Here is a 23,643-nt window from a genome sequence, read left to right as displayed (position 1 = left end):
CGCACCTTCGCCTCCGCGCATCGCCGACACCATTTAGCCGCCCAGTCATAAGGCGGAACGAATGGAATCGATCGGCATCGTCGCTCCACAGACCATGCACTTCGCCGAACCGCTGCGCTTGCAAAGCGGCAGCGTGATCGGCAACTATCAGCTCGTCGTCGAGACGTACGGCGAGCTCAACGCCGCGCGCTCGAACGCGGTGCTCGTCTGCCACGCGCTCAACGCGTCGCACCACGTCGCCGGCGTCTACGCGGACGATCCGCGCAGCACCGGCTGGTGGGACAACATGGTCGGCCCGGGCAAGCCGCTCGACACCAACCGCTTCTTCGTGATCGGCGTGAACAACCTCGGCTCGTGCTTCGGCTCGACCGGCCCGATGAGCATCGATCCGTCGACCGGCAAGCCGTACGGCGCAAAGTTTCCGGTGGTCACCGTCGAGGACTGGGTGCACGCGCAGGCGCGCGTCGCCGACGCGTTCGGCATCGAGCGCTTCGCCGCCGTGATGGGCGGCAGCCTCGGCGGGATGCAGGCGCTCGCATGGAGCCTGATGTACCCGGAGCGCGTCGCGCACTGCATCGACATCGCATCGACGCCGAAGCTGTCCGCGCAGAACATCGCGTTCAACGAGGTCGCGCGCTCGGCGATCCTGTCCGATCCCGATTTCCACGGCGGCGACTACTACGCGCACGGCGTGAAGCCGAAGCGCGGGCTGCGCGTCGCGCGGATGATCGGCCACATCACGTACCTGTCCGACGACGACATGGCCGAGAAATTCGGCCGCGCGCTGCGCCGCGCGGACGGCGCGCTCGATGCGTACAACTTCAGCTTCGACGTCGAGTTCGAGGTCGAGTCGTACCTGCGCTACCAGGGCGACAAGTTCGCCGACTACTTCGACGCGAACACCTACCTGCTGATCACGCGCGCGCTCGACTACTTCGATCCGGCGAAGGCGTTCGACGGCAACCTGACGGCCGCGCTCGCGCACACGCAGGCGAAATACCTGATCGCAAGCTTCTCGACCGACTGGCGCTTCGCGCCGGCGCGCTCGCGCGAGATCGTGAAGGCGCTGCTCGACAACAAGCGCACGGTCAGCTACGCGGAGATCGACGCACCACACGGCCACGACGCATTCCTGCTCGACGACGCGCGCTATCACAACCTGATCCGCGCCTATTACGAACGAATCGCCAGCGAGGTGGGCGCATGAACCAGCAAGCGCTGAATTCCCTGTCCGCACGCGCGGACTTCCGTGCGATTGCCCGCTGGGTCGAACCGCGCGCAACCGTGCTCGATCTCGGCTGCGGCGACGGCTCGCTGCTGTCGCTGCTGTCCGAGGAACTGGACGTGTCCGGCTACGGGATCGAACTGAACGACGCGGGCGTGCTCGCGAGCGCGAAGAACGGGATCAACGTGATCCAGCAGAACCTCGAGGACGGCCTGCGCCTGTTCGAGGATCACAGCTTCGATTTCGCGATCCTGTCGCAAACTTTGCAGACGATCCACCAGACGGCCGCGATCCTGCGCGAAACCGCACGCGTCGGGCGCGAGTGCATCGTGTCGTTCCCGAACTTCGGCTACTGGGCGCACCGGCTGTCGGTGCTGCGCGGCCGGATGCCGGTGTCGAAGTCGCTGCCTTACCAGTGGCACAACACGCCGAACGTCCGGGTACTGACGATCAAGGATTTCGAGGCGCTCGCACCGGAAGTCGGCGTCACGATCCTCGACCGCATCGTGCTGCACGAAGGGCAGCCGATTCGATGGGGAGCGAACTGGCGTGGTAGTCTTGCTGTCTACCGCGTCAAGCGCAGCTGAGCCGCGGGGCCGTTGACGGATGATCCGGCCCGCACACGCGTGCGGCCGCCCCTTCTGCGCCGTCCGCGCCGCCTGCGCTGCCGCCGCAATCAGTCAACGCTACCCAGTTCCTGTCCATGTCGAAAACGCCACACGAGGCGCCCGCACTCACCGCTCACGAGGATCACCCCGGCTGGCGCGCCTATCTGAACACGCACATGCTGATCTGCGTGTTCCTGGGCTTCACGTCCGGGCTGCCGCTCTTCACGCTCGTCTACCTCGTGCAGGCATGGCTGCGCTCCGAGGGCGTGAACCTGAAGGAAATCGGCCTGTTCGCGCTGATCCAGTTCCCGTATACGTGGAAGTTCCTGTGGGCGCCGCTGATGGACCGCTACATCCCGCGCCTGCCCGGCTGGCGGCCAGGCCGCCGGCGCGGCTGGCTGCTGCTCACGCAGCTGCTGGTCGCCGGCGCGATCGCCGCGCTCGGCTTCGTGTCGCCGCGCGACTCGATCTGGACGGTCGCCGCGCTCACGACGCTCGTCGCGTTCTTCGGCGCGAGCGCCGACATCGTGATCGACGCGTATCGCCGCGAACTGCTGCGCGACACCGAGCAGGGCCTTGGCAACGCGGTCCACGTGAACGCGTACAAGCTCGCCGCGCTGATCCCCGGCTCACTCGCGCTGATCCTGTCCGATCACATGCCGTGGGACGCCGTGTTCGCGATCACCGGTGCATTCATGCTGCCGGGCATCCTGATGACGCTCGTCGTGCGCGAGCCCGAAGTGGTCGGCGCGCCGCCGCGCAACCTGCGCGACGCGATCGTGCTGCCGTTCCGCGAATTCATCCAGCGCGACGGCTGGGCCGGCGCGCTGCTCGTCATCGCATTCATCTTCCTGTTCAAGATCGGCGACACGATGGCGACCACGCTGTCGACGTCGTTCTTCCTCGACATCGGCTTCACGCGCACCGAGATCGGCATCGTCGCGAAAACCACCGCGCTCGTCGCGAGCGTCGCCGGCGGCATCATCGGCGGCGTGTGGCTCGTGAAGATCGGGATCGGCCGCGGGCTGTGGATCTTCGGCGCGCTGCAGATGGTGTCGACGCTCGGCTTCGCATGGCTCGCGCACCTCGGCCCGGGCTCGCCGGTGCTCGCGTTGCTGTACGACTTCACGGTGTCGACGAGCCACGCGATCGCGGCCGGGCTGTCGGTGTTCGGCATCGCGGTCACGCCGCAATTCAGCCCGATGACGGTCGCGCTCGCGATCGTCTACGGCTTCGAAACCTTCACGACCGGCCTGACGATGGCCGCGTTCGTCGCGTATATCGCGAGCACGACCGATCCGCGCTACACGGCCACGCAGTTCGCGCTGTTCACGAGCCTCGCGTCGGTGCCGCGCACGCTCGCGTCGGCCGCGAGCGGCTTCATCGTCGCGAAGATCGGCTGGTTCGACTACTTCATCGTGTGCACCGCGCTCGCGATCCCCGGCATGCTGCTGCTGTTCAAGATCGCGCCGTGGAACGGTGTCGCGCGCAATGGCGAGGCCAGCCGTGCGCAGTGACCGGCTGCATCGCCTGACACGCGTCGCCGCCGCGCTGGGCGTCGGCATCGCGACGCTCGGCATCGCGGCGAGCGCGCGTGCGGCCGACGCGAGCGGAACCGCCGCCGTCTCCGCACCGGCCACCGCACCGGCCGCGCCGGCTGCGCTCTCCACGCCGCCGGCCGCCATTCCGCCGCCCGCGGCCGAAGCCGCGCAGCCGACCGGCGGGGCCGTGTCCTCCAAGGCGTATACGCCGACGTCGCAGCAGGTCCGCTACGGCAACGCGATCGCGTTCCGCACGCTGATCCCGTCGCCGCTGCTCGAACAGCTGACCGCGAGCGAATACGCGCAGATCGTGCAGACGGCCGCCGACAGCGACCGCCTGCTGCCCGCGAACCAGCCGCGCGTGAAGCGGCTGCGCACGATCGTGGCGAAGCTCGCGCCGTATTCGGTGAAGTGGAACGATCGCGTGAAGAGCTGGGCGTGGGACGTCAACGCGATCCGCTCGCGCGAGATCCGCGTCACGTGCCTGCCGGGCGGCAAGGTGCTCGTGTACGGCGGGCTGCTCGACCGCGTGCGGCTGAACGACGACGAGCTCGGCGTGCTGCTCGCGCACGGCATCGCGCATGCGCTGCGCGAACATGCACGCAGCAATTTCAGCGCGGCATCGCAAACGTCGCTGCGCGCGGCCACGCTGCCGCCGCTGTTCGGCGTCGGCGATCCGCTGCCGCAGGCGCTGAATCTCGGTGCACGCCTGCAGACGCTGCGCTACGATCCGACCGACGAAACGGAAGCCGACGTGATCGGCGGCGACATCGCCGCGCGCGCGGGCTTCGATCCGCGTGCGGCGATCACGCTGTGGGACAAGCTCGCGGCGGCCACGCGCGCGAACAAGACGTCGGGCTTCATCTACATGCATCCGTACAGCGCGACGCGCCGGCAGGATCTGCTGAACCGCCTGCCGGACCTGATGCCGCTGTATGCGAAGGCGATCGGCAAGCGGGTCGACACGCTGCCCGACTACGCAGGCATCAGCGCGCAGCGGCGCAAGGTCGTGCGGCGCTGAGCGCCCGCAGCCGGCCCCGCCGCCGGCGCGTGACACCGCGTGCTATGCGCCGACTGCCGAATCGACCGGCCGCATGCCGTTCTCGCGCATCGAGCGCACTTCATCGCCGGGGCTGCGGCCGAACAGCCGCTTGAACTCGCGGCTGAACTGCGACGCGCTCGCATAACCGACCCGCGCGGCGGCCGCGCCCGCACCGACACCGTCCTGCACCATCATCAGCCGCGCCTGGTGCAGGCGCGCGGCCTTCACGTACTGCATCGGCGACGTCGCCGTCACGTGCTTGAACTGCGCGTGGAACACCGCGAGGCTCATGCCGGCCTCGCGCGCGAGCGTCTCGACGTCGAGATCGGCCTTCAGGTCCGCATGGATGCGCCGCAGCGCCTTCGCGATGCGGCCGAAATGATGCTGCTGGACGAGCGCCGCGCGAATCGCGTCGCCCTGCGCGCCGGTCAGCACGCGGTACGCGATCTCGCGCATGATCGCGGGCCCCAGCACGCGCGTGTCGTGCGGCGACGCGAGCGCTTCGAGGAGGCGCACCACCGCGTCGGCGAGCGGCGCATCGAGCGGTGTCGAATAGACGCCGTGCGGCTCGCTGACCGCGGCGCCCAGCGTCTCGTCGAGCAGGATCGCGAGCTCGGCGATCACCGCGAGATCGACGCGGATCGAGATCGCGAGAAACGGCTCGTCCATGCTCGCGAACGTCTCGCATTCGAACGGCAGCGGCACCGACAGCACCAGATACTGCTGCGCGTCGTACACGAACGAACGGTCGCCGAGATAGCCGAGCTTGCGGCCCTGGCACACGACGATGATGCTCGGCTCATACAGTACCGGCATGCGCGGCACCGGCCGGCTCACGCGGATGAAGCGCACGCCGGCGAGCGCCGCCAGCGTATCGCCGTCGTTCGGTGCGAGACGCGAATGCAGGTCGATCATGCGGCGCCGCACACGGTCGCTCGAGTCGTCGAAAAGGGGCTGGAAGCTCATCGGCGTTATCCTGTCCTGCAAGAGAATCCGGCTCGCAATGTAGCACCTTGAAAGCGTTTTGACGGCCATTCGCGCGCAATTCGAGAGGAATAGGCAAATCTTCGAGACCTTCGTGTATTTCGCCGCGGCGGCTCGCTCCTTACGATGGGCATCTGTCTCGCTGCATCGCCACAGACGCGGCGGCAGTCTGTTTCGCCGGATGTTTTTCCCGGACAAGGAGCCCCCTGCATGAGCACAACTTACGCTTACGCGGCGACCGATGCGCGCTCGCCGCTCGCCCCGTTCGAATTCCAGCGCCGCGCGCTGCGCGACCTCGACGTCCAGATCGAGGTGCTGTACTGCGGCGTCTGCCACTCGGACCTGCATCAGGCCCGCAACGAATGGCGCAACACGATCTACCCGGTCGTGCCCGGCCATGAGATCGTCGGCCGCGTGACGGCGACCGGCCCGCAAGTGTCGCGCTTCAAGGTCGGCGAACTGGTCGGCGTCGGCTGTCTCGTCGACTCGTGCCGCACGTGCCCGAGCTGCGCGGAGGGCCTCGAGCAGTATTGCGAGAACGGCTTCGTCGGCACCTACAACGGCCAGGATCGCGTGACCGGCGACATCACGTACGGCGGCTATTCGACGCAGCTCGTCGTCGACGAGGCGTTCGTGCTGCGCGTGCCCGACACGCTCGACCCGGCCGGCGCCGCGCCGCTGCTGTGCGCGGGGATCACAACCTATTCGCCGCTGCGGCAATGGAACGTCGGGCCCGGCAAGAAGGTCGGGATCGTCGGTCTCGGCGGCCTTGGCCACATGGGCGTGAAGCTCGCGCGCGCGATGGGCGCGCACGTGGTGCTGTTCACGACGTCGCCATCGAAGATCGAGGACGGCAAGCGGCTCGGCGCGCATGAAGTGGTGATCTCGAAGGACGAGGCGCAGATGAACGCGCATCTGAACAGCTTCGACTTCATCCTGAACACGGTCGCCGCGCAGCACGACCTGAACCCGTTCCTGCACCTGCTGAAGCGCGACGGCACGATGACGCTCGTCGGCGCACCGGAGCACGACCACCCGTCGCCGCAGGTGTTCAACCTGATCTTCAAGCGCCGCCGCCTCGCGGGCTCGCTGATCGGCGGGATCGCGGAAACGCAGGAAATGCTCGACTTCTGTGCGGAGCACGGCATTACGTCCGATATCGAGATGATCCCGATGCAGCAGATCAATGCCGCTTACGAACGGATGCTGAAGAGCGACGTGAAGTACCGGTTCGTGATCGACATGGCGTCGATCAAGCAGTAAGCCTGAAGGCGTGCTTGCGTCGCGTTGAGCGGCCTGCGAGCACGCCGTGCCGACTTCGCGATGCGGCACCGCGATAGTGCCAGTGACGGAATGGACCGTCAGTCACGCTCCTGAAGCGAGAATTGAAACGGATTCTCCGGGGTGGTGAATTTGAGGCGGAGCACATCCCCAGTTCGAGCAAAGCGGCGCCCGTCGAACGTGTAGTACTCGACCAGCAAGCCGGTCCGCACCGTGTTTGCATCGTCGAACAGATAGCTGTTCTTCGGAAACGCCAGTTTCCCGTCGTTCTTCACCGCAACGGCCCGACAGGACGACAACAGCCCAGGCAATTGTAGAAACGCAGACTTGCGCGACAAGGGATTCATCACCAGGAACACTTGCTTGTATCGGCTGGCCGCCTCGCCCGACGCACTGCCTGCGCCTTCCACGCAGATCAGCGGCGGGTGCGTATTGGTTCGCTCGGTGGTGTACACATCGGCCGAGTCCGGAAAAATGTCGGACGAGTGCTCGCCCGGAAATGCCCTTGCCCGGGCAAACCGATACGTTCGACCGTTCACCACGATGCGGTCCTGCCAGAGTTCAAGCGCGAGTTCCTTTCGCCCAAACTCGGCATGCAGAGCAGCAAACTCGCCGGGCTGTCCGGGGTACGCATAGAGCACGTGGGAACCAGGCGTGTTCGGGTCAACTTCCCGCTCAGCCGGCGTGCGAAATATCGAGCCGGGGCGCGCTGCATAGAACGCATCGTAGCCGTCATACGACGCGGCCGTGGCGGCGTGCGCCCAAAGGGCCACGGCTACCGCCAATATCGTTACGAATTTCATCGATGCGCGTTGGCCCCTGTCGCCCGAAGATAGTCGGGATTGTATTTCCAAAAAATCGTACTTCCGTGCGCGGCGGTCGAGATCCACACCGAGTCATAGCGGCCTCGCTCAGCGCCATCGACTGTCTTTCCCGTCTTCTTGTTCACCACCCTCCATCGTTTGACGAATAACCCCGGATTCTCCTGTACGTCGAAAATGTTGTGCGAAGGCGCCCCCCACTTGAATGTGTTTTTGACCTTAGGGTGTGATGCATACCTCGTCATGAAGTCACGGCCATCCCACCAAAACGCGCCGTTCGACGGGTCGAGACCTTCATTTGCGAGGGCTTTGCGTGCCCACTCGACAGCTAATTGCATCCCGGAGTCAGCATTGAGCTTGTCGTCCGGCGTTAACATCAACTTGTTGAACCGTTGGTTGGTGCCATTCCACGCATAGGCATAGTTCGGGTCTGCCGCACGCAGTTGCGATACGCTCATTCCGCCCCATGCCCTACACCTGTTCGCGACGGCAAAGGCGATTCCGCCGATTTCGTTCGAATCATTTGCAACGGATGCTTCACCGTATGCGATTGCAGCGAGCAAACGCAGGTCTGCACTAATTTCATCACTCATCGAGCAGCCCCTGCGCGCCAGACGACCACTGTGAGATCAGGGTGGGCTGCCACTGAGAACGACCGCGTTCTCCCGTGTTCGAGAGGCGCATTATCGACAAGCGTACGTCCGTTGCTCTGAACCTTGTAGTTCATTCCTTCAACAGGTTTTCCGGAGTCGACTTCGATGATCTCGAAAAAGTGCTCGACCTCCTCCGAGTCAACTGATGTCGCGGCTACACTCTGCGCGACCGCGTTCGGAACGGCCGATCCCTCACTGCTCGTCAGAAATATTCCCGGGCTGGGGCCGACGAGGACGCGGTTCCTTTTGCATGGACAGAGCCCCCGATCGCCGTCAACGACAACATTCCGCCCCTTTTCCGACATCCCTTTGCCGGTTCCGAAGATTTTGAATGTCCCGTCGCAGTTGCCGCACGTCGCTTCGTCGCCGCTCAGCGCCACATGCTTTCCATCGTCGTAAATCGTCGACGAATATGCGAAGACGACTCCGCGCGTCGTCGTGGGATCACCGTGCCGAATCGCCGCCTTACGCACCGTGCCCTCCCGTGCGGGCTGCATCGGCCGAAATCGGCGAATACGTCGAATCAAACAGCCCCGGAATCTCCTGACCATCGCGAACGGCAATGCCGAACGCGTTCTGCGCGGCCGTCACGATACGATCGCCGTTACTCAAACGCGACCCGACGAGTGCAATCGGTCTGCCCTCCCGCATGGCAGCATAACCGGCCCCATCTATGATCGTGGCCTCTGTACCGTCTTCGTATGCAACGATATCGCCAACCACGGCGAGCCCCAGATCTGCGAACGTCGCATTGCTGGACACCCGTGCCACCGTACCACCGCGTTCGGTCCGCGCGCCGATAGTAGCGAAAAGATGCATCGTTTCGTTGATTGCCTGCTTCGACATGCCGAGTTCTCCTGTCTAAACGGATCATCACGGCCTGCGAATGGCCGTGACGACGGCGTCGCATGTTCGAAAAGCACGCGAATGCGCGTCACACAGTCTCCATAAATTGAACGGGCGCGAATATGGGATGAGTTCGAAAATGAGTCGCGCATGCGCGCAAGCGGCGTCTACCCAACGCACGAGGCAAATGGACTCCGGGCGCACGCAACGATCGCCGCCATCCGAAAACGAAACGGGCCGCATGTTCGACATGCGGCCCGTTCTGCATCCTGCGACCGGATTGCCCGGCCACGACGATTACTTCTTGTAGTCGTAATCGACCGTCAGCGGCGCGTGATCGCTGAACTTGATGTCCTTGAAGATCGACGTGCTCTTCGCGGTGCCCGCAACGCCCGGCGTCGCGATCTGGTAATCGATCCGCCACCCGACGTTCTTCGCGTACGCCTGGCCGCGGTTGCTCCACCACGTGTACTGCTCGGGGCGCGGATCGAGCGTGCGGAACACGTCGACGTAGCCGACGTCGTCGAACAGCTGCGTGAGCCACGCGCGCTCTTCCGGCAGGCAGCCCGAGTTCTTCTGGTTGCTCTTCCAGTTCTTGATGTCGATTTCCTTGTGGACGATGTTCACGTCGCCGCACAGGATCACCTCGCGCTGCTTCTTCAGCTCGGCGAGATGCGGCATGAACTCGTCCATGAAGCGGTACTTCGCCTGCTGGCGCTCCTCGCCGCTCGAGCCGGACGGCACGTACACCGACACGATCGACAGCTTGCCGTAGCGCGCCTCGACGTAGCGCCCCTCGGGATCGAATTCGCTGCTGCCGAAGCCGATGATCACGTCATCGGGCTCGTGGCGGCTGTACACGCCCGCACCGCTGTAGCCCTTCTTCTCGGCGTGATGGAAATAGCTCTTGAAGCCGTGCGGCTCGACGAATTCGGCCGGCAGGTCGTCGGCCGACACCTTGATTTCCTGCACGCACACGCAATCGGCGTTCTGTTCGCCGAGCCATTCGAAGAAGCCCTTCTTCGCGGCCGAGCGGATGCCGTTCAGGTTGGCGGTAATCACTCGCATCATGTCGGGTTCCGTTGTTCAGTTCAGGTCAGGTCAATTCGATTCAGTTCTGTTCGGTTCGATGCGCATCGCAGCATCGCAGCATCGCAGCCTAGCGGATCTTCACGCCCTCGAGCTCGGGCTTCGGCGGCGGGAATTCGAGTTTCATGTCGGTCATCGTGCGCAGCAGCAGCTCGGCAATCATCACGTTGCGATGGGTCTTCGAGTTCGCCGGGATCACGTACCACGGCGCATGCTCGGCCGACGTCGCGGCGAGCGCGTCGCGATACGCCGACTGATACGCATCCCAGTGCTTGCGTGCGTCGAGATCGGCGATGTCGAACTTCCAGTGCTTGGTCGGATCGTCGATGCGCGCCTGCAGCCGCTCGCGCTGCTCGTCCTTCGAGATGTGCAGGAAGCACTTGACGATCGTCGTGCCGTTCTCCGCGAGCATCGTCTCGAAATCGCGGATCTGCCGGTAGCGGCGCTCGCGCTCCTTGTCATCGATCAGGCCGAGCACGCGCGGCACCAGCACGTCTTCATAGTGGCTGCGATTGAAGATCGCGAGCTCGCCCGCGGCCGGCACCTGCGCGTGCACGCGCCACAGGAAGTCGTGCGCGGCCTCGGTCGGCGTCGGCGCCTTGAACGGCACGATACGCAGGCCGAGCGGATCGACGTCGCGGAACACGGCGCGCACGGTGCCGTCCTTGCCGCTCGTGTCCATTCCCTGCAGCACGAGCAGCAGGCGCTTCTTCTGCTGCGTATGCAGGCGCTCCTGCTGGACGTCGAGCTCCGTCGACACGGCTGTGAGCCGCTCGCGGTCGGCCTCCTTCGATCCCGTCGAGAACGGCTTCGCGCCCGGATCGAACGCATCGAGCCTGAATGCGGCAGCTTCCTTCTCGCGCGTGCGGTACGGCACGCGGTAATCGTCGAGCGACGGTTGTTTCGCCATTCGTTCCTCCGTTGGACGGTGCGATGCGCACGTGCACACGATAACGCATGCACCAAAGCGACGGGCCGCCCCGAACAGGTTCGGCGGCGGCCCGTGCTCACGCGCGGTTCAGGCGCGCGGCCATGTTCAGCCCAGCTTCTTCTTCAGCAGTTCGTTGACCTGCTGCGGGTTCGCCTTGCCCTTGGTCGCCTTCATCGCCTGGCCGATCAGCGCGTTGAACGCCTTTTCCTTGCCCGCGCGGAATTCCTCGACCGACTTCGCGTTCGCCGCGAGCACCTCGTCGATGATCGCTTCCAGCGCGCCGGTGTCGGAGATCTGCTTGAGTCCCTTCGCGTCGATGATGCGGTCGGCCGCAGCGTCGTCGGTCGCCTTCTCGTCCCAGATCGTCGCGAAGATTTCCTTCGCGATCTTGTTCGAGATCGTGCCGTCGGCGATGCGCTGCAGCACCAGCGCGAGCTGCGCAGCCGAGACCGGAATCGCGTCGATCTCGATGCCGTCGCGGTTCAGCTGCGACGACACGTCGCCCATCAGCCAGTTCGCGGCGATCTTCGCGTTCGCCGCGCCGGCCTTCGCGACCACGGCCTCGAAGTACGCAGCCATCGCCTTGCTCGACGTAAGCACGCCGGCGTCGTACGCGGACACGCCATATTGCTCGACGAAGCGCTGCTGCATCGCGGCCGGCAGCTCGGGCATCCCGGCCTGCACGCGCTCGATCCAGTCCTGGCCGATCACGAGCGGCATCAGGTCGGGGTCGGGGAAGTAGCGGTAATCGTGCGCGTCTTCCTTGCTGCGCATCGACCGCGTCTCGCGCTTGTCCGGATCGTAGAGGCGCGTTTCCTGCACGACCTCGCCGCCGTCCTCGATCAGCTCGATCTGGCGGCGCACTTCGTAGTTGATCGCTTCCTCGAGGAACCGGAACGAGTTCAGGTTCTTGATCTCGGCGCGTGTGCCGAACTTTTCCTGGCCGACCGGCCGCACCGACACGTTCGCGTCGCAGCGGAACGAGCCTTCCTGCATGTTGCCGTCGCAGATGCCGAGCCACACGACGAGCGCGTGCAGCGCCTTCGCGTAGGCAACGGCCTCGGCCGCGCTGCGCATTTCCGGCTCGGTGACGATCTCGAGCAGCGGCGTGCCCGCGCGGTTCAGGTCGATCCCGGTCATCCCGGCGAAGTCTTCATGCAGCGACTTGCCCGCATCTTCCTCGAGGTGCGCACGCGTCAGGTTGACGGTCTTCTCGTACGCGGCCTTGCCGGCTTTTTCGTTGGCCGGCACCTGGATCGTGATCTGGCCGCCCTGCACGACCGGAATCTCGTACTGGCTGATCTGATAGCCCTTCGGCAGATCGGGGTAGAAATAATTCTTGCGCGCGAAGATGCTGCGCGGCGCGATGGTCGAGCCGATCGCGAGGCCGAAGCGGATCGCCCGCTCGACCGCGCCGCGGTTCAGCACCGGCAGCACGCCCGGCAGCGCCAGGTCGACCGGGCACGCCTGCGTGTTCGGCTCGGCACCGAACTGCGTCGACGCGCCGGAGAAGATCTTCGAGACGGTCGACAGTTGCGCGTGCGTCTCGAGACCGATGACGACTTCCCATTGAGTCATGCTTATACCCCCGCCGGAACTTGCTTGTGCCAGTCGGTCGCGCGCTGGAACGCGTCTGCGACCTGCAGCATCCGGGCTTCGTTGAAATAGTTGCCGATGATCTGCAGACCGACCGGGCGCTTCGCATTCGCGCCGGCGCCGAAGCCGCACGGCACGCTCATGCCGGGCAGGCCCGCGAGGCTCACCGACAGCGTGTAAATATCTGCGAGATACATCTGCACCGGATCGTCGCCCTTCGCGCCGAGATCCCATGCGACCGTCGGCGAAGCCGGGCCCATGATCACGTCGCAGGACTTGAACGCCTCCTGGAAATCCTGCGCGATGATGCGGCGGATCTTCTGCGCCTGCAGGTAGTACGCGTCGTAATAGCCGTGCGACAGCACGTAGGTGCCGACGAGAATGCGGCGCTTCACTTCGGGCCCGAAGCCTTCGGCGCGCGACTTCTTGTACATGTCGAGCAGATCGCCGTACTGCGCGGCGCGGTGACCGAAACGCACGCCGTCGAAGCGCGACAGGTTCGACGACGCCTCGGCCGGCGCGATCACGTAGTACACGGGGATCGACAGTTCCGTCTTCGGCAGCGACACCGGCACGAGCGTCGCGCCGAGCGCTTCATATTGCTTGAGCGCCGCGTCGATCGCCGCGCGCACGTCGTCGGCGAGGCCGTCGCCGAAATACTCGTTCGGCAGACCGATGCGCAGCCCCGCGAGCGGCTTGCCCGCGTCGCTGCCGGCCGTCCACGGCTGGCCGAGGTGGCGCGTGAAGTCTTCGTCGTCGCGCTCGAGGCTCGTCGAGTCGCGCTCGTCGAAGCCGGCCATCGCATTCAGCAGCAGCGCGCAGTCGGACGCGCTCTGCGCCATCGGGCCGCCCTGGTCGAGCGACGACGCGAACGCGATCATCCCGTAGCGCGACACGCGGCCGTAGGTCGGCTTGATGCCCGTCACGCCCGCGAACGACGCGGGCTGGCGGATCGAGCCGCCGGTGTCGGTGCCGGTCGCGGCCGGCGCGAGGCGCGCGGCGACGGCAGCCGAGCTGCCGCCCGAGCTGCCGCCCGGCACCGCGCTCGTATCCCACGGGTTCTTCACCGCGCCGAACGCGGAGTTCTCGTTCGACGAGCCCATCGCGAACTCGTCCATGTTGGTCTTGCCGAGCGTGACCATGCCGGCGGCCTGCAGGCGGGCGACGACGGTGGCATCGAACGGGCTCTCGTAGTTCGCGAGCATCTTCGAGCCGGCGGTCGAGCGCCAGCCGCGCGTGACGAACACGTCCTTGTGCGCGATCGGCAGGCCGGTCAGCGCGCCGCCCGCGCCGCGCGCGAGCTCGGCGTCGGCGGCCTTCGCCTGCGCAAGGGTGAGGTCGGCGTCGACGTGGACGAACGCGTTCAGGTCGCGTGCCGCATCGATCCGTTTCAGGTAGAGCTGCGCGAGCTCGACGGCCGAGCATTCCTTGGCGGCGAGCGCGGCGCGCAGTTCGGTCAGGCTTTTTGCGTGCATTGAGTGGTTTTCCTGGGAATTCTGGGTGGCGCGCGGCGCGGCGCCGGCGCGCTTGTCATCGAATGCTTACTCGATCACCTTCGGCACGAGATAGAGGCCGTCCTGGACGGCCGGCGCCGGACGCTGGTTGTCGTCGCGAGCGACGACTTCCGTCACGGCGTCGTCGCGCAGGCGCTGCGCGACTTCCTGGATCTGTTCGATCGGGTGGGCGAGCGGCGCGATGCCGGCGGTGTCGACCGCCTGCATCTGCTCGACGAGGCCGAAGAATTCATTGAGCTGGCCGAGCGTATGCTCGGCGTCGGCGTCGGCCATTTCGAGTCGCGCCAGGTGCGCGATGCGTTTCACATCGGTCAGGGTCAGGGCCATGCGATCACCGGAAAAACAAGACTGCGCAGCGCATCGAATGCAGCGCTGCGGCGGGGGGTTGGAGGGTGCGATCCCACCCTCAAAAATCGGGGCCGAAGCGGCAAAAATACCGCCCGTTTCGATTCAAATACGGTGAAATTATAAGGTATCATTACGCGTTCGACCCAAACCCGGCAGCCTTTTCCCGCACCGTTTCGCCCTGTTTCGGCAAAGCCGTGCGTGCTTCGTGCGATCCCCGGTAGACATCACTCGCAGCTTCGTGCGCCGCGGCGGCCACTTCCGTCACGCTTCCCGAGGCTGTTATTTTTTCCGCTGCCGCCCTCAGCGCTCGCTATGCAGGGCCGGCCCAGAGCGAAACAGGATTCTGAATGTTCGGTTTTTTGCGCAGCTACTTCTCCAACGATCTGGCGATCGACCTCGGCACCGCAAACACCCTGATCTACATGCGCGGCAAGGGCATCGTGCTCGATGAGCCGTCCGTCGTGTCGATTCGCCAGGAAGGCGGCCCCAACGGCAAGAAGACGATCCAGGCGGTCGGCAAGGAAGCCAAGCAGATGCTCGGCAAGGTGCCGGGCAACATCGAGGCGATCCGCCCGATGAAGGACGGCGTGATCGCCGACTTCACCGTCACCGAGCAGATGATCAAGCAGTTCATCAAGACGGCGCACGAGTCGCGCATGTTCTCGCCGTCGCCGCGCATCATCATCTGCGTGCCGTGCGGCTCGACCCAGGTCGAGCGCCGCGCGATCAAGGAAGCCGCGCACGGCGCCGGCGCATCGCAGGTCTACCTGATCGAGGAGCCGATGGCGGCCGCGATCGGCGCGGGCCTGCCGGTGTCGGAAGCCACCGGCTCGATGGTCGTCGACATCGGCGGCGGCACGACCGAAGTCGGCGTGATCTCGCTCGGCGGCATCGTGTACAAGGGTTCGGTGCGCGTCGGCGGCGACAAGTTCGACGAAGCGATCGTCAACTACATCCGCCGCAACTACGGGATGCTGATCGGCGAGCAGACCGCCGAGGCGATCAAGAAGGAAATCGGCTCCGCGTTCCCGGGCTCCGAAGTCAAGGAAATGGAAGTGAAGGGCCGCAACCTGTCGGAAGGCATTCCGCGCAGCTTCACGATCTCCAGCAACGAAATCCTCGAAGCGCTGACCGATCCGCTGAACCAGATCGTGTCGTCGGTGAAGATCGCCCTCGAGCAGACGCCGCCGGAACTCGGCGCCGACATCGCCGAGCGCGGGATGATGCTGACGGGCGGCGGCGCGCTGCTGCGCGACCTCGATCGCCTGCTCGCGGAAGAAACCGGCCTGCCGGTGCTCGTCGCCGAAGACCCGCTCACCTGCGTCGTGCGCGGTTCGGGCATGGCGCTCGAGCGCATGGACAAGCTGGGCAGCATCTTCTCGTACGAGTGATCGCCGAGTGATCGCCTAAGCAGTCCCGTTTGATATGACGCACCCGCGGCGTGGCCGGCTCGCTCGTTCAGAACGAACCGCCACGCCGTTTGCGCGTCTGAGCATTATTTAACCGATCGCCACGCGCCCGGCGCCGACCATGGAATACAGTCCGCCGCCCCTCTTCAAGCAAGGTCCGCCCGCGCTCGCGCGGCTCATCTTCTTCGTCGCCCTCGCCATCGCGCTTCTCGTATCGGACGCGCGCTTCAGCACGCTCGAAATCCTCCGCGGCGTGCTCGGCACCGTGCTGTACCCGCTGCAACGCGCGGCGCTCGTGCCGCGCGACCTGTTCATGGGGGCGGCCGACATCGCCGTCACCGGCGCATCGCTGCGCCACGAGAACGACGCGCTGCGCAAGCGCAACCTGCAACTGTCCACGCAGGCCAACCAGGCCGCGGTGCTCGCGCAGGAAAACACCCATCTGCGCGCGGTGCTCGAGCTGCGCCAGCACATCGCGACGCAATCGACGCCGGTCGAGATCCAGTACGACACGAGCGATCCGTTCACGCAGAAAATCGTGATCGGGCAGGGTTCGCAGCAGGGCATCCAGAACGGCGCGCCGGTCGTCAGCGAGGACGGCGTGATCGGCCAGGTCACGCGCGTGTTCCCGCTGCAGGCCGAAGTCACGCTGATCACCGACCGCGATCTCGCGATTCCCGTGCAGGTGTTGCGCACCGGCCTGCGCAGCGTGATATACGGCACGCCGAAGGGCGATTCGCTCGATCTGCGCTTCGTGCCGACGAGTTCGGACCTCGTCGCGGGCGACGAGCTCGTCACGAGCGGCCTCGACGGCGTCTATCCGCCGGGCCTGCCGGTCGCGAAGGTCGTGCGCGTCGACAAGCTCGCCGACACCGCATTCGCGCGCGTCACGTGCGCGCCGGTGGCCGCCGTGCGCGGCGCGCGGCAGATGCTCGTGCTGCACTACCAGAACGACGTCCCGCCGCGCCCGGCCGAGCCCGACCCGGCCGCCGAGAAGAACGCGAAGGGCAAGAAGGGCGCCAAGGCCGCCGCGAAGGGTGAAAAAACCGACAAGGCCGAGAAGGCCGACAAGGCCGACCCCAACGCGAAGCCGGCCGCCGCGGCCGCGCCGGGCGCGAAACCCGCGCCGACTGCGCCTGTCGCGCCGGCCAAGCCCGCCGCCGCGAACGCGAAGCCCGCGGCCGGGCAATCAGGAGCCCAGTGATGAACCGCCCGCAATACATCCTGCAGCCGGTCAATCCGTACTTCATCGTCTTCAGTCTCGCCGCCGCGTTCCTGCTGAACCTGATGCCGTGGGGCCGCCTGCCCGGCGTGCCCGACTTCGTCGCGCTCGTGCTGCTGTTCTGGAACATCCACCAGCCGCGCAAGGTCGGGATGGGCGTCGCGTTCGCGCTCGGCATCCTGATGGACGTGCACGACGCGGGGCTGCTCGGCGAGCACGCGCTCGCCTACACGCTGCTGTCGTACGGCGCGATCACGATCCATCGCCGCGTGCTGTGGATGCCGATCGGCGTGCAGGTGCTGTACGTCACGCCGCTGCTCGTCGTCGCGCAGCTGGTGCCGTTCGTGATCCGCCTCGTGATGGGCGCCGCGTTTCCCGGCTGGCGCTATCTGGTGGACGGCTTCGTCGAGGCCGCGCTGTGGCCGATCGCGAGCCACCTGCTGCTGATGCCGCAACGCCGCCCGGTCGACCCGGACGATACGCGCCCCATCTGAGCCGGACCGACCTTGATTACCCGCCGCCCCCACGCCCGCCGCGCGCCGCGCTCCGGGGCGGCCCCTCGCCCGCGCGCGCTTCGCGCACACGGGCCGGATCGAACGTAACCGCATGACCGAATTCAACGACACCCAACAGCAGCTCTCGAAGTTCCGCCTGCGCGTCGCGGCGGCGGGCGTGTTCGTGTTCGTCTGCTTCGGCCTGCTCGCGAGCCGCTTCTTCTACCTGCAGCTGATGCAGCATGGCAAATACGCGCTGCAGGCCGAGGAAAACCGCATCTCGGTCGCGCCGATCGTGCCGAACCGCGGGATCATCACCGACCGCAACGGCGTGGTGCTCGCGAAGAACTACTCGGCGTACACGCTCGAGATCACGCCGTCGAAGCTCGACGACACGCTCGACAACACGATCGACAAGCTGTCCGAGATCATCCCGATCGACGCACGCGACCGCCGCCGCTTCAAGAAGCTGCAGGAAGACTCGAAGAACTTCGAGAGCCTGCCGATCCGCACGCGCCTCACCGACGCGGAAGTCGCGCGCTTCACCGCGCAGCGCTTCCGCTTCCCCGGCGTCGACGTGCGCGCGCGGCTGTTCCGCCAGTACCCGCTCGGCATGACGGCCGCGCACGTGATCGGCTACATCGGCCGGATCTCGAAGCGCGACCAGGATCGCATCGACGCGATGAGCGACGACAACGACAGCGACCAGGAACACTACGATCCGCGCCGCGACGCGAACAACTACAAGGGCACCGACTACATCGGCAAGATCGGCGTCGAGCAGAGCTACGAAACCGAGCTGCACGGCCTCACGGGCTTCGAGGAAGTCGAGGTGACGGCCGGCGGCCGGCCGGTGCGCACGCTATCGCGCACGCAGGCGACGCCGGGCAACAACCTCGTGCTGTCGCTCGACATCGGGCTGCAGCAGGTCGCCGAGCAGGCGTTCGCCGGCAAGCGCGGCGCGCTCGTCGCGATCGAGCCGAAGACGGGGGACGTGCTCGCGTTCGTGTCGTCGCCGAGCTTCGATCCGAACTCGTTCGTCGACGGCATCGACCAGCAGACCTGGGACGAGCTGAACAACTCGCCCGACAAGCCGCTTCTGAACCGTCCGCTGCACGGCACCTACCCGCCCGGCTCGACGTACAAGCCGTTCATGGCGCTGGCCGGCCTGACGCTCGGCAAGCGCACGCCCGGCTGGGGCTTCCAGGATCCCGGCTACTTCACGTTCGGCGGCCATACGTTCCGCAACGACGTGCGCTCCGGCCAGGGCTGGGTCGACATGAACAAGGCGATCATGGTGTCGAACGACACCTACTTCTACATGCTCGCGCGCGACCTCGGCGTGAACGCGATCGCGAACTTCATGAAGCCGTTCGGGTTCGGCCAGATCACCGGCATCGACATCCAGGGCGAGGCGCGCGGGATCCTGCCGTCGACCGACTGGAAGAAGAAGGCGTTCAAGAAGGCCGCGCAGCAGAAATGGTTCGACGGCGAGACGATCAGCCTCGGGATCGGCCAGGGCTACAACTCGTTCACGATCCTGCAGCTCGCGCACGCGACCGCGACGCTCGCGAACAACGGCGTCGTGATGAAGCCTCACCTCGTGAAGGAAGTCGAGGATCCGATCACGCGCGCGCGCCACCTGACGGTGCCGAAGGAAAGCGAAGTGATTCCGCTGAAGCAGGCCGACATCGACGTCGTGAAGCGCGGGATGGAGAACGTGATCGAGAACCCGTCCGGCACCGCGTACAAGGTATTCCGCGGCGCGCCGTACCTCGCGGCCGGCAAGACCGGTACCGCGCAGGTGTTCTCGCTGCAGGGCTCGAACTACAAGGGCCACCTGCTTGCCGAGCACCTGCGCGACCACGCGCTGTTCATCGCGTACGCGCCGGTCGACCATCCGCAGATCGCGCTCGCGCTGGTCGTCGAGAACGGCGGCTGGGGCGCGCAGGCAGCAGGCCCGATCGCCCGGCGCGTGCTCGACTATTACCTCGTCGAGCGCCAGAACCCGAAGAACGAGGCCGCGGCGGTGGCCGCCGCCGCGTCGGCAACCGAACCGGTGAGCGCGCCGGTGATCGGCGACGCGTCGAAGCCCGCCGCCGTCGCGGCCGGCTTCACCGCGCTGCCGCAGCCGGTCGTGCCGAGCGCGGCGAGTGCGGCGAGTGCGGCGAGTGCGGCGGACGCAGCGTCGGCGGCGTCGGCCGCGGCGGCGCCCGACGCGTCGAGCGCGGCGCAGCCCGCTGAAGCGAGCGCCGCGGCGCCGCGCGCCGCGAGCCTGCCGCCGATCCGGCGCCCGCACCGGCCGCGCCGGCCCGCGAGCGACGGCCAGCCGCTCGCCGCCGCGACGCGCGACGACAACTCCCGTGCCATGGCCGCCGCGAAAGCGGCGAACGCCGGCACCGCTCATTGACGGAGAAAGGCATGCAATTCGACAAGCGCGCCTGGCTCGACAAGATCAAGCAGATGTTCGCGGGCTTCGACCGCCCGCTCGCCCTCATCGTGTTCCTGCTGCTGTGCGTCGGCATCGTCACGCTGTACAGCGCGGCGATCGACATGCCGGGCCGCGTCGAGGACCAGCTACGCAACATCCTGCTGACGTTCGTGCTGATGTGGGTGATCGCCAACATTCCGCCGACGACGCTGATGCGCTTCGCGGTCCCGCTCTATACGTTCGGGGTCGCGCTGCTGGTCGCGGTCGCGCTGTTCGGGATGACCAAGAAAGGCGCGAAGCGCTGGCTGAACGTCGGCGTCGTGATCCAGCCGTCGGAAATCCTGAAGATCGCGACACCGCTGATGCTCGCGTGGTACTACCAGCGCCGCGAAGGCGGGCTGCGCTGGTACGACTTCATCGCCGCGTTCGCGATCCTCATGGTGCCGGTCGGCCTGATCGCGAAACAGCCCGACCTCGGCACCGGGCTGCTGGTGTTCGCGGCCGGCTTCTTCGTGATCTACCTCGCCGGCCTGTCGTTCAAGCTGATCGTGCCGGTGCTCGTCGCCGGCGTGATCGCGGTCGGCTCGATCGCCGTGTTCGAGGAGCGCATCTGCCAGCCCGAAGTGCAGTGGCCGCTGATGCACGACTATCAGAAGCACCGCGTGTGCACGCTGCTCGATCCGACCTCCGACCCGCTAGGCAAGGGCTTCCACACGATCCAGGCCGTGATCGCGATCGGCTCGGGCGGCGTGCTCGGCAAGGGCTACCTGAAAGGCACGCAGGCCCACCTCGAATTCATTCCGGAGAAGCACACCGACTTCATCTTCGCGGTGTTCTCCGAGGAATGGGGGCTCGCCGGCGGCCTCGTGCTGCTGACGCTGTACATGGCGCTGATCGCGCGCGGGCTCTACATCGCCGCGCAAGGCGCGACGCTGTTCGGCAGGCTGCTCGCCGGTTCGCTCACGCTCGCGTTCTTCGTCTATGCGTTCGTCAACATCGGGATGGTGAGCGGCGTGCTGCCGGTGGTCGGCGTGCCGCTGCCGTTCATGAGCTACGGCGGCACCGCGCTCGCGACGCTCGGCGTCGCGATCGGGATGATCATGAGCGTCGGGCGACAGCGGCGGCTGATGAAGAGCTGACGGCGCGGCACCGCGCGGCCGCGCGCATTCGCAGCAACGGAAAACGGCGCGTCGGCGCCGTTTTTCACTGTGTGGCAAGCAAATGCCGCAAGCCGCGCCCGCTCACTGCGGCGTCGCGCGCGGGCTTCCCGGGTTCGCACCGGCGCCCGACGCCGGCTCCGGCGTTTTCAGCCGCGCACTCAGCTCCCTGAATTTCAGTTCGGCCGTCTCGTCGCCCTGCGCAGCCGCGGCCGCGTAGTACGCGCGCGCGATGTTCAGGTTCTGCGTGACGCCGTCGCCGCCGCGCTCGTAGAACGACGCGGTCACGTACTGCGCGGTCGGCTCGCCCGCGTCGGCCGCCTGCTTGTACCACGCGAACGCCTGCCGGTTGTCGCGCGGCGTGCCGCGTCCGTCGAGGAACTGGTTCGCGAGCGACAGCTCGGCCTGCACGTGCCCCTGCTTCGCCGCGCGCAGGAACCAGCGGTGCGCTTCGGCCGGATTGCGCGCGACGAACTCGCCGTCGTCGAACATCCGCCCGTACACGTACTGCGCATGCGACATGTTCGCGTCGGCGGCCCGCTTCAGCCAGCGCAGCCCTTCGTCGACGTTCGCGGTGACGCCGACGCCGGTGAGCAGCATCATCGCGTAGTTGAACTGCGCGAGCCGGTCGCCGCGCTCGGCCGCGTCGTGGAACTGCACCAGCGCCGCGCGATAGTCGCCGGCGTTGTAGTCAGCGACCGCCGACTGCGTCTCGTGCGCCGGATCGGGCTTCGCGTGCGGCGCATTCTGCGCCGATGCGGCCACGCATACGGCCCATAGCGCGAGCGTCGCGCCGATTCGCCCGCGCGCACCGACCGCGCGCCGCGCGCGTTCCCTGCCCGCACCACCGTCGCCGTTCATGACCGCGCCTCCTGCAGCGCCTGCCGAGTCGCGCGCAGCAGCCACGTCACGTCGGCCGACAGCGTGATCATCCGGTAGCCTGCCTCGCGATACTGGCGCGCGATTGCCGCATCGCTCGCGAAGATGCCGACCGCGACGCCGGCCTGCTTGCCGGCCGCGAGCACGCGCGCCATCGCGGCTTCGACGTCGGGGTGGCGGCTGTCGCCGAGATGGCCCAAGCTCGCCGCAAGATCGGCCGGGCCGACGAACAGGCAGTCGACACCCGGCGTCGCGGCGATCCGCTCGACTTCGTCGATCCCGCGCGCCGATTCGATCTGCACGATCACCGCGACCTGCGCGTTCGCCGTCTGCAGGTAATCGCGGCGCATGCCGTACGCGGCCGCGCGCACCATCCCGGCAACGCCGCGCAGCCCGTCCGGCGAATCCGGCGACGGAAAGCGCGTGAGCCGCACCGCGTGCGCGGCGTCGTCGGGCGTCTCGATGCACGGGAACATCAGCGTGCGCGCGCCGGCGTCGAGCGCGCGCTTCACGAGCCACGGCTCGCGACCCGGCACGCGCACGACGGGCTCGCTCGGCAGATGCGCGGCGGCCAGCGCGCGCAGTTGCGACGCGACGTCGCGACTGTCGTTCGGCGCGTGCTCCATGTCGATGCAGAGCCAGTCATAGCCGGCGTGCGCAAGCGCCTCGGCGGCCGAATCGCAGCCGAGCGACAGCCACAGGCCGTACAGCGGCTCGTCGCCGTCGTGCAGACGCTGCTTGAGGGAATTGGTGAGCGTGCTCATCGATACGGGCTCCTGGACGGAACGGCAATCGAACGGGACAAGCAACGGGCAGAACAGGCGGAAGCGGGTGCAACGCGTCGTGCAGCGCAGCACGGCGGCTGCAGCGGACAGCGCGCTGGAACGTTGGCCGGCGCTGGCCGGCCGATCTGACAGCGCGGGGCCGCGCGGCCGCGCGCGGACGCGCTTTCGGGTGCCACGCAACGATCATAGCGCGGCGGTAAGCGGATGTGGGACCAGGCGGAAAGCGGCGGCCGGACGGACCGATCGGGCGCCGCAGGCGGTGGTTGCCGGCCGGCAGCCGCGCGAGCGCGCGGGCCGACGCGGGAATGCGGGAACGTCAGCGAGCCGGGTCGCGCTCGACGTCGGCCCAGCAGTTCGGCGTTTCGTACAGGCGCACGCGCTCGAGGCGCAGGTTCACGCCGTAGTGCGCGTCGTACACGTTCGCGAGGATGTCGAACGCGATCGCCGCGAGGTTCTCGACGGTCGGGATCCGGTCGAGCACGACGGTCTTGTGGTCGGCCATCTGCTCGAGGAACGAGCGCACGACCTCGTCGCGCGCGTAGACCAGGAACGCGTGATCCCACTTGTTGACGAGATGCTCGACCGCGAGCGCCTTCACGTCGGCAAAATCCATCACCATGCCGCGGTCGGGCGCCCCCTCGGTATCGACGAGATCGCCGCGCAGCGTGACTTCGAGCACGTAGCGATGGCCGTGCAGGTTCCTGCACTGGCTGCGGTGATCGGGAATGCGGTGGCCCGCGTCGAATTCGAGTTTTCGGGTAATCAGCACGATGTCAAAAGCCGTGGC

General features: G+C 66.7%; 23 protein-coding genes. 10 read left to right on the top strand and 13 right to left on the bottom strand.

Going from position 1 to position 23,643, the window contains the following annotated elements; all coding sequences use genetic code 11:
• Window positions 1-61 precede the first annotated feature (61 nt).
• The 4 genes from metX to Q3A80_RS21885 all read left to right on the top strand — a co-directional run bounded on the left by metX (window position 62) and on the right by Q3A80_RS21885 (window position 4,395).
• Window positions 62-1,207, top strand: coding sequence for a homoserine O-succinyltransferase MetX (gene metX / locus Q3A80_RS21900; RefSeq protein WP_040142503.1), 1,146 nt, complete (start codon window positions 62-64; stop codon window positions 1,205-1,207).
• Entirely contained in the window at window positions 1,204-1,812 is a 609-nt protein-coding gene (gene metW / locus Q3A80_RS21895) for a methionine biosynthesis protein MetW (RefSeq protein ID WP_044847830.1), read from the top strand. The genes metX and metW overlap by 4 nt, the downstream gene beginning before the upstream one ends.
• Before the next feature lie 116 nt (window positions 1,813-1,928).
• Window positions 1,929-3,350 carry an AmpG family muropeptide MFS transporter gene (locus tag Q3A80_RS21890; protein WP_446330966.1) on the top strand — a complete coding sequence of 474 codons (1,422 nt, stop codon included), beginning with the start codon at window positions 1,929-1,931 and terminating at the stop codon, window positions 3,348-3,350.
• The gene (locus Q3A80_RS21885) at window positions 3,340-4,395 is read left to right on the top strand and encodes a M48 family metallopeptidase (protein ID WP_446331031.1); all 1,056 of its coding nucleotides are present in this window, start codon (window positions 3,340-3,342) and stop codon (window positions 4,393-4,395) included. The genes Q3A80_RS21890 and Q3A80_RS21885 overlap by 11 nt, the downstream gene beginning before the upstream one ends.
• Before the next feature lie 42 nt (window positions 4,396-4,437).
• Here the strand turns inward: Q3A80_RS21885 and Q3A80_RS21880 are convergent, their stop codons facing one another.
• On the bottom strand, window positions 4,438-5,382 hold the full coding sequence (locus tag Q3A80_RS21880; RefSeq protein ID WP_446330965.1) for an AraC family transcriptional regulator N-terminal domain-containing protein: 945 nt from the start codon (window positions 5,380-5,382) through the stop codon (window positions 4,438-4,440).
• A gap of 228 nt (window positions 5,383-5,610) precedes the next feature.
• Between Q3A80_RS21880 and Q3A80_RS21875 the strand changes: the two genes are divergently transcribed.
• Window positions 5,611-6,663: an NAD(P)-dependent alcohol dehydrogenase gene (locus Q3A80_RS21875; protein WP_446330964.1), complete on the top strand. Its 1,053-nt coding sequence runs from the start codon at window positions 5,611-5,613 to the stop codon at window positions 6,661-6,663.
• 98 nt (window positions 6,664-6,761) lie between these two features.
• Here Q3A80_RS21875 and Q3A80_RS21870 read toward each other — a convergent pair whose 3' ends face one another.
• The 9 genes from Q3A80_RS21870 to gatC form a co-directional block, all read right to left on the bottom strand.
• On the bottom strand, window positions 6,762-7,484 hold the full coding sequence (locus Q3A80_RS21870; RefSeq protein WP_446330963.1) for a hypothetical protein: 723 nt from the start codon (window positions 7,482-7,484) through the stop codon (window positions 6,762-6,764).
• On the bottom strand, window positions 7,481-8,095 hold the full coding sequence (locus Q3A80_RS21865; protein ID WP_446330962.1) for a hypothetical protein: 615 nt from the start codon (window positions 8,093-8,095) through the stop codon (window positions 7,481-7,483). Before Q3A80_RS21865 ends, Q3A80_RS21870 begins: the two co-directional genes overlap by 4 nt.
• Window positions 8,092-8,652, bottom strand: coding sequence for a PAAR domain-containing protein (locus Q3A80_RS21860; RefSeq protein ID WP_446330961.1), 561 nt, complete (start codon window positions 8,650-8,652; stop codon window positions 8,092-8,094). Before Q3A80_RS21860 ends, Q3A80_RS21865 begins: the two co-directional genes overlap by 4 nt.
• Window positions 8,621-9,001 (bottom strand): PAAR domain-containing protein, encoded by a 381-nt coding sequence (locus tag Q3A80_RS21855; protein WP_446330960.1) that lies wholly within the window; start codon window positions 8,999-9,001, stop codon window positions 8,621-8,623. Before Q3A80_RS21855 ends, Q3A80_RS21860 begins: the two co-directional genes overlap by 32 nt.
• 297 nt (window positions 9,002-9,298) lie before the next feature.
• The gene (locus tag Q3A80_RS21850) at window positions 9,299-10,072 is read right to left on the bottom strand and encodes an exodeoxyribonuclease III (RefSeq protein WP_446330959.1); all 774 of its coding nucleotides are present in this window, start codon (window positions 10,070-10,072) and stop codon (window positions 9,299-9,301) included.
• 88 nt (window positions 10,073-10,160) lie between these two features.
• Window positions 10,161-11,000: a polyphosphate kinase 2 family protein gene (locus Q3A80_RS21845; RefSeq protein WP_446330958.1), complete on the bottom strand. Its 840-nt coding sequence runs from the start codon at window positions 10,998-11,000 to the stop codon at window positions 10,161-10,163.
• A gap of 126 nt (window positions 11,001-11,126) precedes the next feature.
• Window positions 11,127-12,599 (bottom strand): Asp-tRNA(Asn)/Glu-tRNA(Gln) amidotransferase subunit GatB, encoded by a 1,473-nt coding sequence (gene gatB / locus Q3A80_RS21840; protein WP_446330957.1) that lies wholly within the window; start codon window positions 12,597-12,599, stop codon window positions 11,127-11,129.
• A gap of 2 nt (window positions 12,600-12,601) precedes the next feature.
• On the bottom strand, window positions 12,602-14,092 hold the full coding sequence (gene gatA, locus Q3A80_RS21835) for an Asp-tRNA(Asn)/Glu-tRNA(Gln) amidotransferase subunit GatA (protein WP_446330956.1): 1,491 nt from the start codon (window positions 14,090-14,092) through the stop codon (window positions 12,602-12,604).
• A gap of 66 nt (window positions 14,093-14,158) precedes the next feature.
• On the bottom strand, window positions 14,159-14,458 hold the full coding sequence (gene gatC / locus Q3A80_RS21830; RefSeq protein ID WP_446330955.1) for an Asp-tRNA(Asn)/Glu-tRNA(Gln) amidotransferase subunit GatC: 300 nt from the start codon (window positions 14,456-14,458) through the stop codon (window positions 14,159-14,161).
• A 368-nt stretch (window positions 14,459-14,826) separates the two neighbouring features.
• On the opposite strand from gatC, the gene Q3A80_RS21825 reads away from it, so the two are divergent.
• The 5 genes from Q3A80_RS21825 to rodA all read left to right on the top strand — a co-directional run bounded on the left by Q3A80_RS21825 (window position 14,827) and on the right by rodA (window position 21,174).
• Entirely contained in the window at window positions 14,827-15,870 is a 1,044-nt protein-coding gene (locus Q3A80_RS21825; protein WP_004189550.1) for a rod shape-determining protein, read from the top strand.
• Between the two features lie 139 nt (window positions 15,871-16,009).
• Window positions 16,010-17,092, top strand: a complete 1,083-nt coding sequence (gene mreC, locus Q3A80_RS21820) for a rod shape-determining protein MreC (RefSeq protein ID WP_446330954.1) — start codon at window positions 16,010-16,012, stop codon at window positions 17,090-17,092.
• A complete protein-coding gene (mreD, locus tag Q3A80_RS21815) occupies window positions 17,092-17,604 on the top strand; it encodes a rod shape-determining protein MreD (RefSeq protein WP_009687274.1) in 513 nt (170 codons plus the stop codon). Before mreC ends, mreD begins: the two co-directional genes overlap by 1 nt.
• A 112-nt stretch (window positions 17,605-17,716) precedes the next feature.
• Entirely contained in the window at window positions 17,717-20,014 is a 2,298-nt protein-coding gene (mrdA, locus tag Q3A80_RS21810; protein ID WP_446330953.1) for a penicillin-binding protein 2, read from the top strand.
• A gap of 11 nt (window positions 20,015-20,025) precedes the next feature.
• On the top strand, window positions 20,026-21,174 hold the full coding sequence (gene rodA / locus Q3A80_RS21805; RefSeq protein WP_446330952.1) for a rod shape-determining protein RodA: 1,149 nt from the start codon (window positions 20,026-20,028) through the stop codon (window positions 21,172-21,174).
• Window positions 21,175-21,276: 102 nt separating this feature from the next.
• On the opposite strand, the gene Q3A80_RS21800 is transcribed toward rodA, so the two are convergent.
• The 3 genes from Q3A80_RS21800 to queD all read right to left on the bottom strand — a co-directional run bounded on the left by Q3A80_RS21800 (window position 21,277) and on the right by queD (window position 23,625).
• Entirely contained in the window at window positions 21,277-22,053 is a 777-nt protein-coding gene (locus Q3A80_RS21800; RefSeq protein ID WP_446330951.1) for a tetratricopeptide repeat protein, read from the bottom strand.
• Entirely contained in the window at window positions 22,050-22,835 is a 786-nt protein-coding gene (locus tag Q3A80_RS21795; RefSeq protein ID WP_446330950.1) for an HpcH/HpaI aldolase family protein, read from the bottom strand. The genes Q3A80_RS21800 and Q3A80_RS21795 overlap by 4 nt, the downstream gene beginning before the upstream one ends.
• Before the next feature lie 337 nt (window positions 22,836-23,172).
• The gene (queD, locus tag Q3A80_RS21790; protein ID WP_006755431.1) at window positions 23,173-23,625 is read right to left on the bottom strand and encodes a 6-carboxytetrahydropterin synthase QueD; all 453 of its coding nucleotides are present in this window, start codon (window positions 23,623-23,625) and stop codon (window positions 23,173-23,175) included.
• Between the last annotated feature and the right edge of the window lie 18 nt (window positions 23,626-23,643).

The sequence above is a fragment of the Burkholderia sp. SR8 genome (assembly GCF_052851275.1).
Note: the sequence above shows the minus strand (reverse complement) of the source record. Positions and strands in the feature narration are given on the sequence as shown.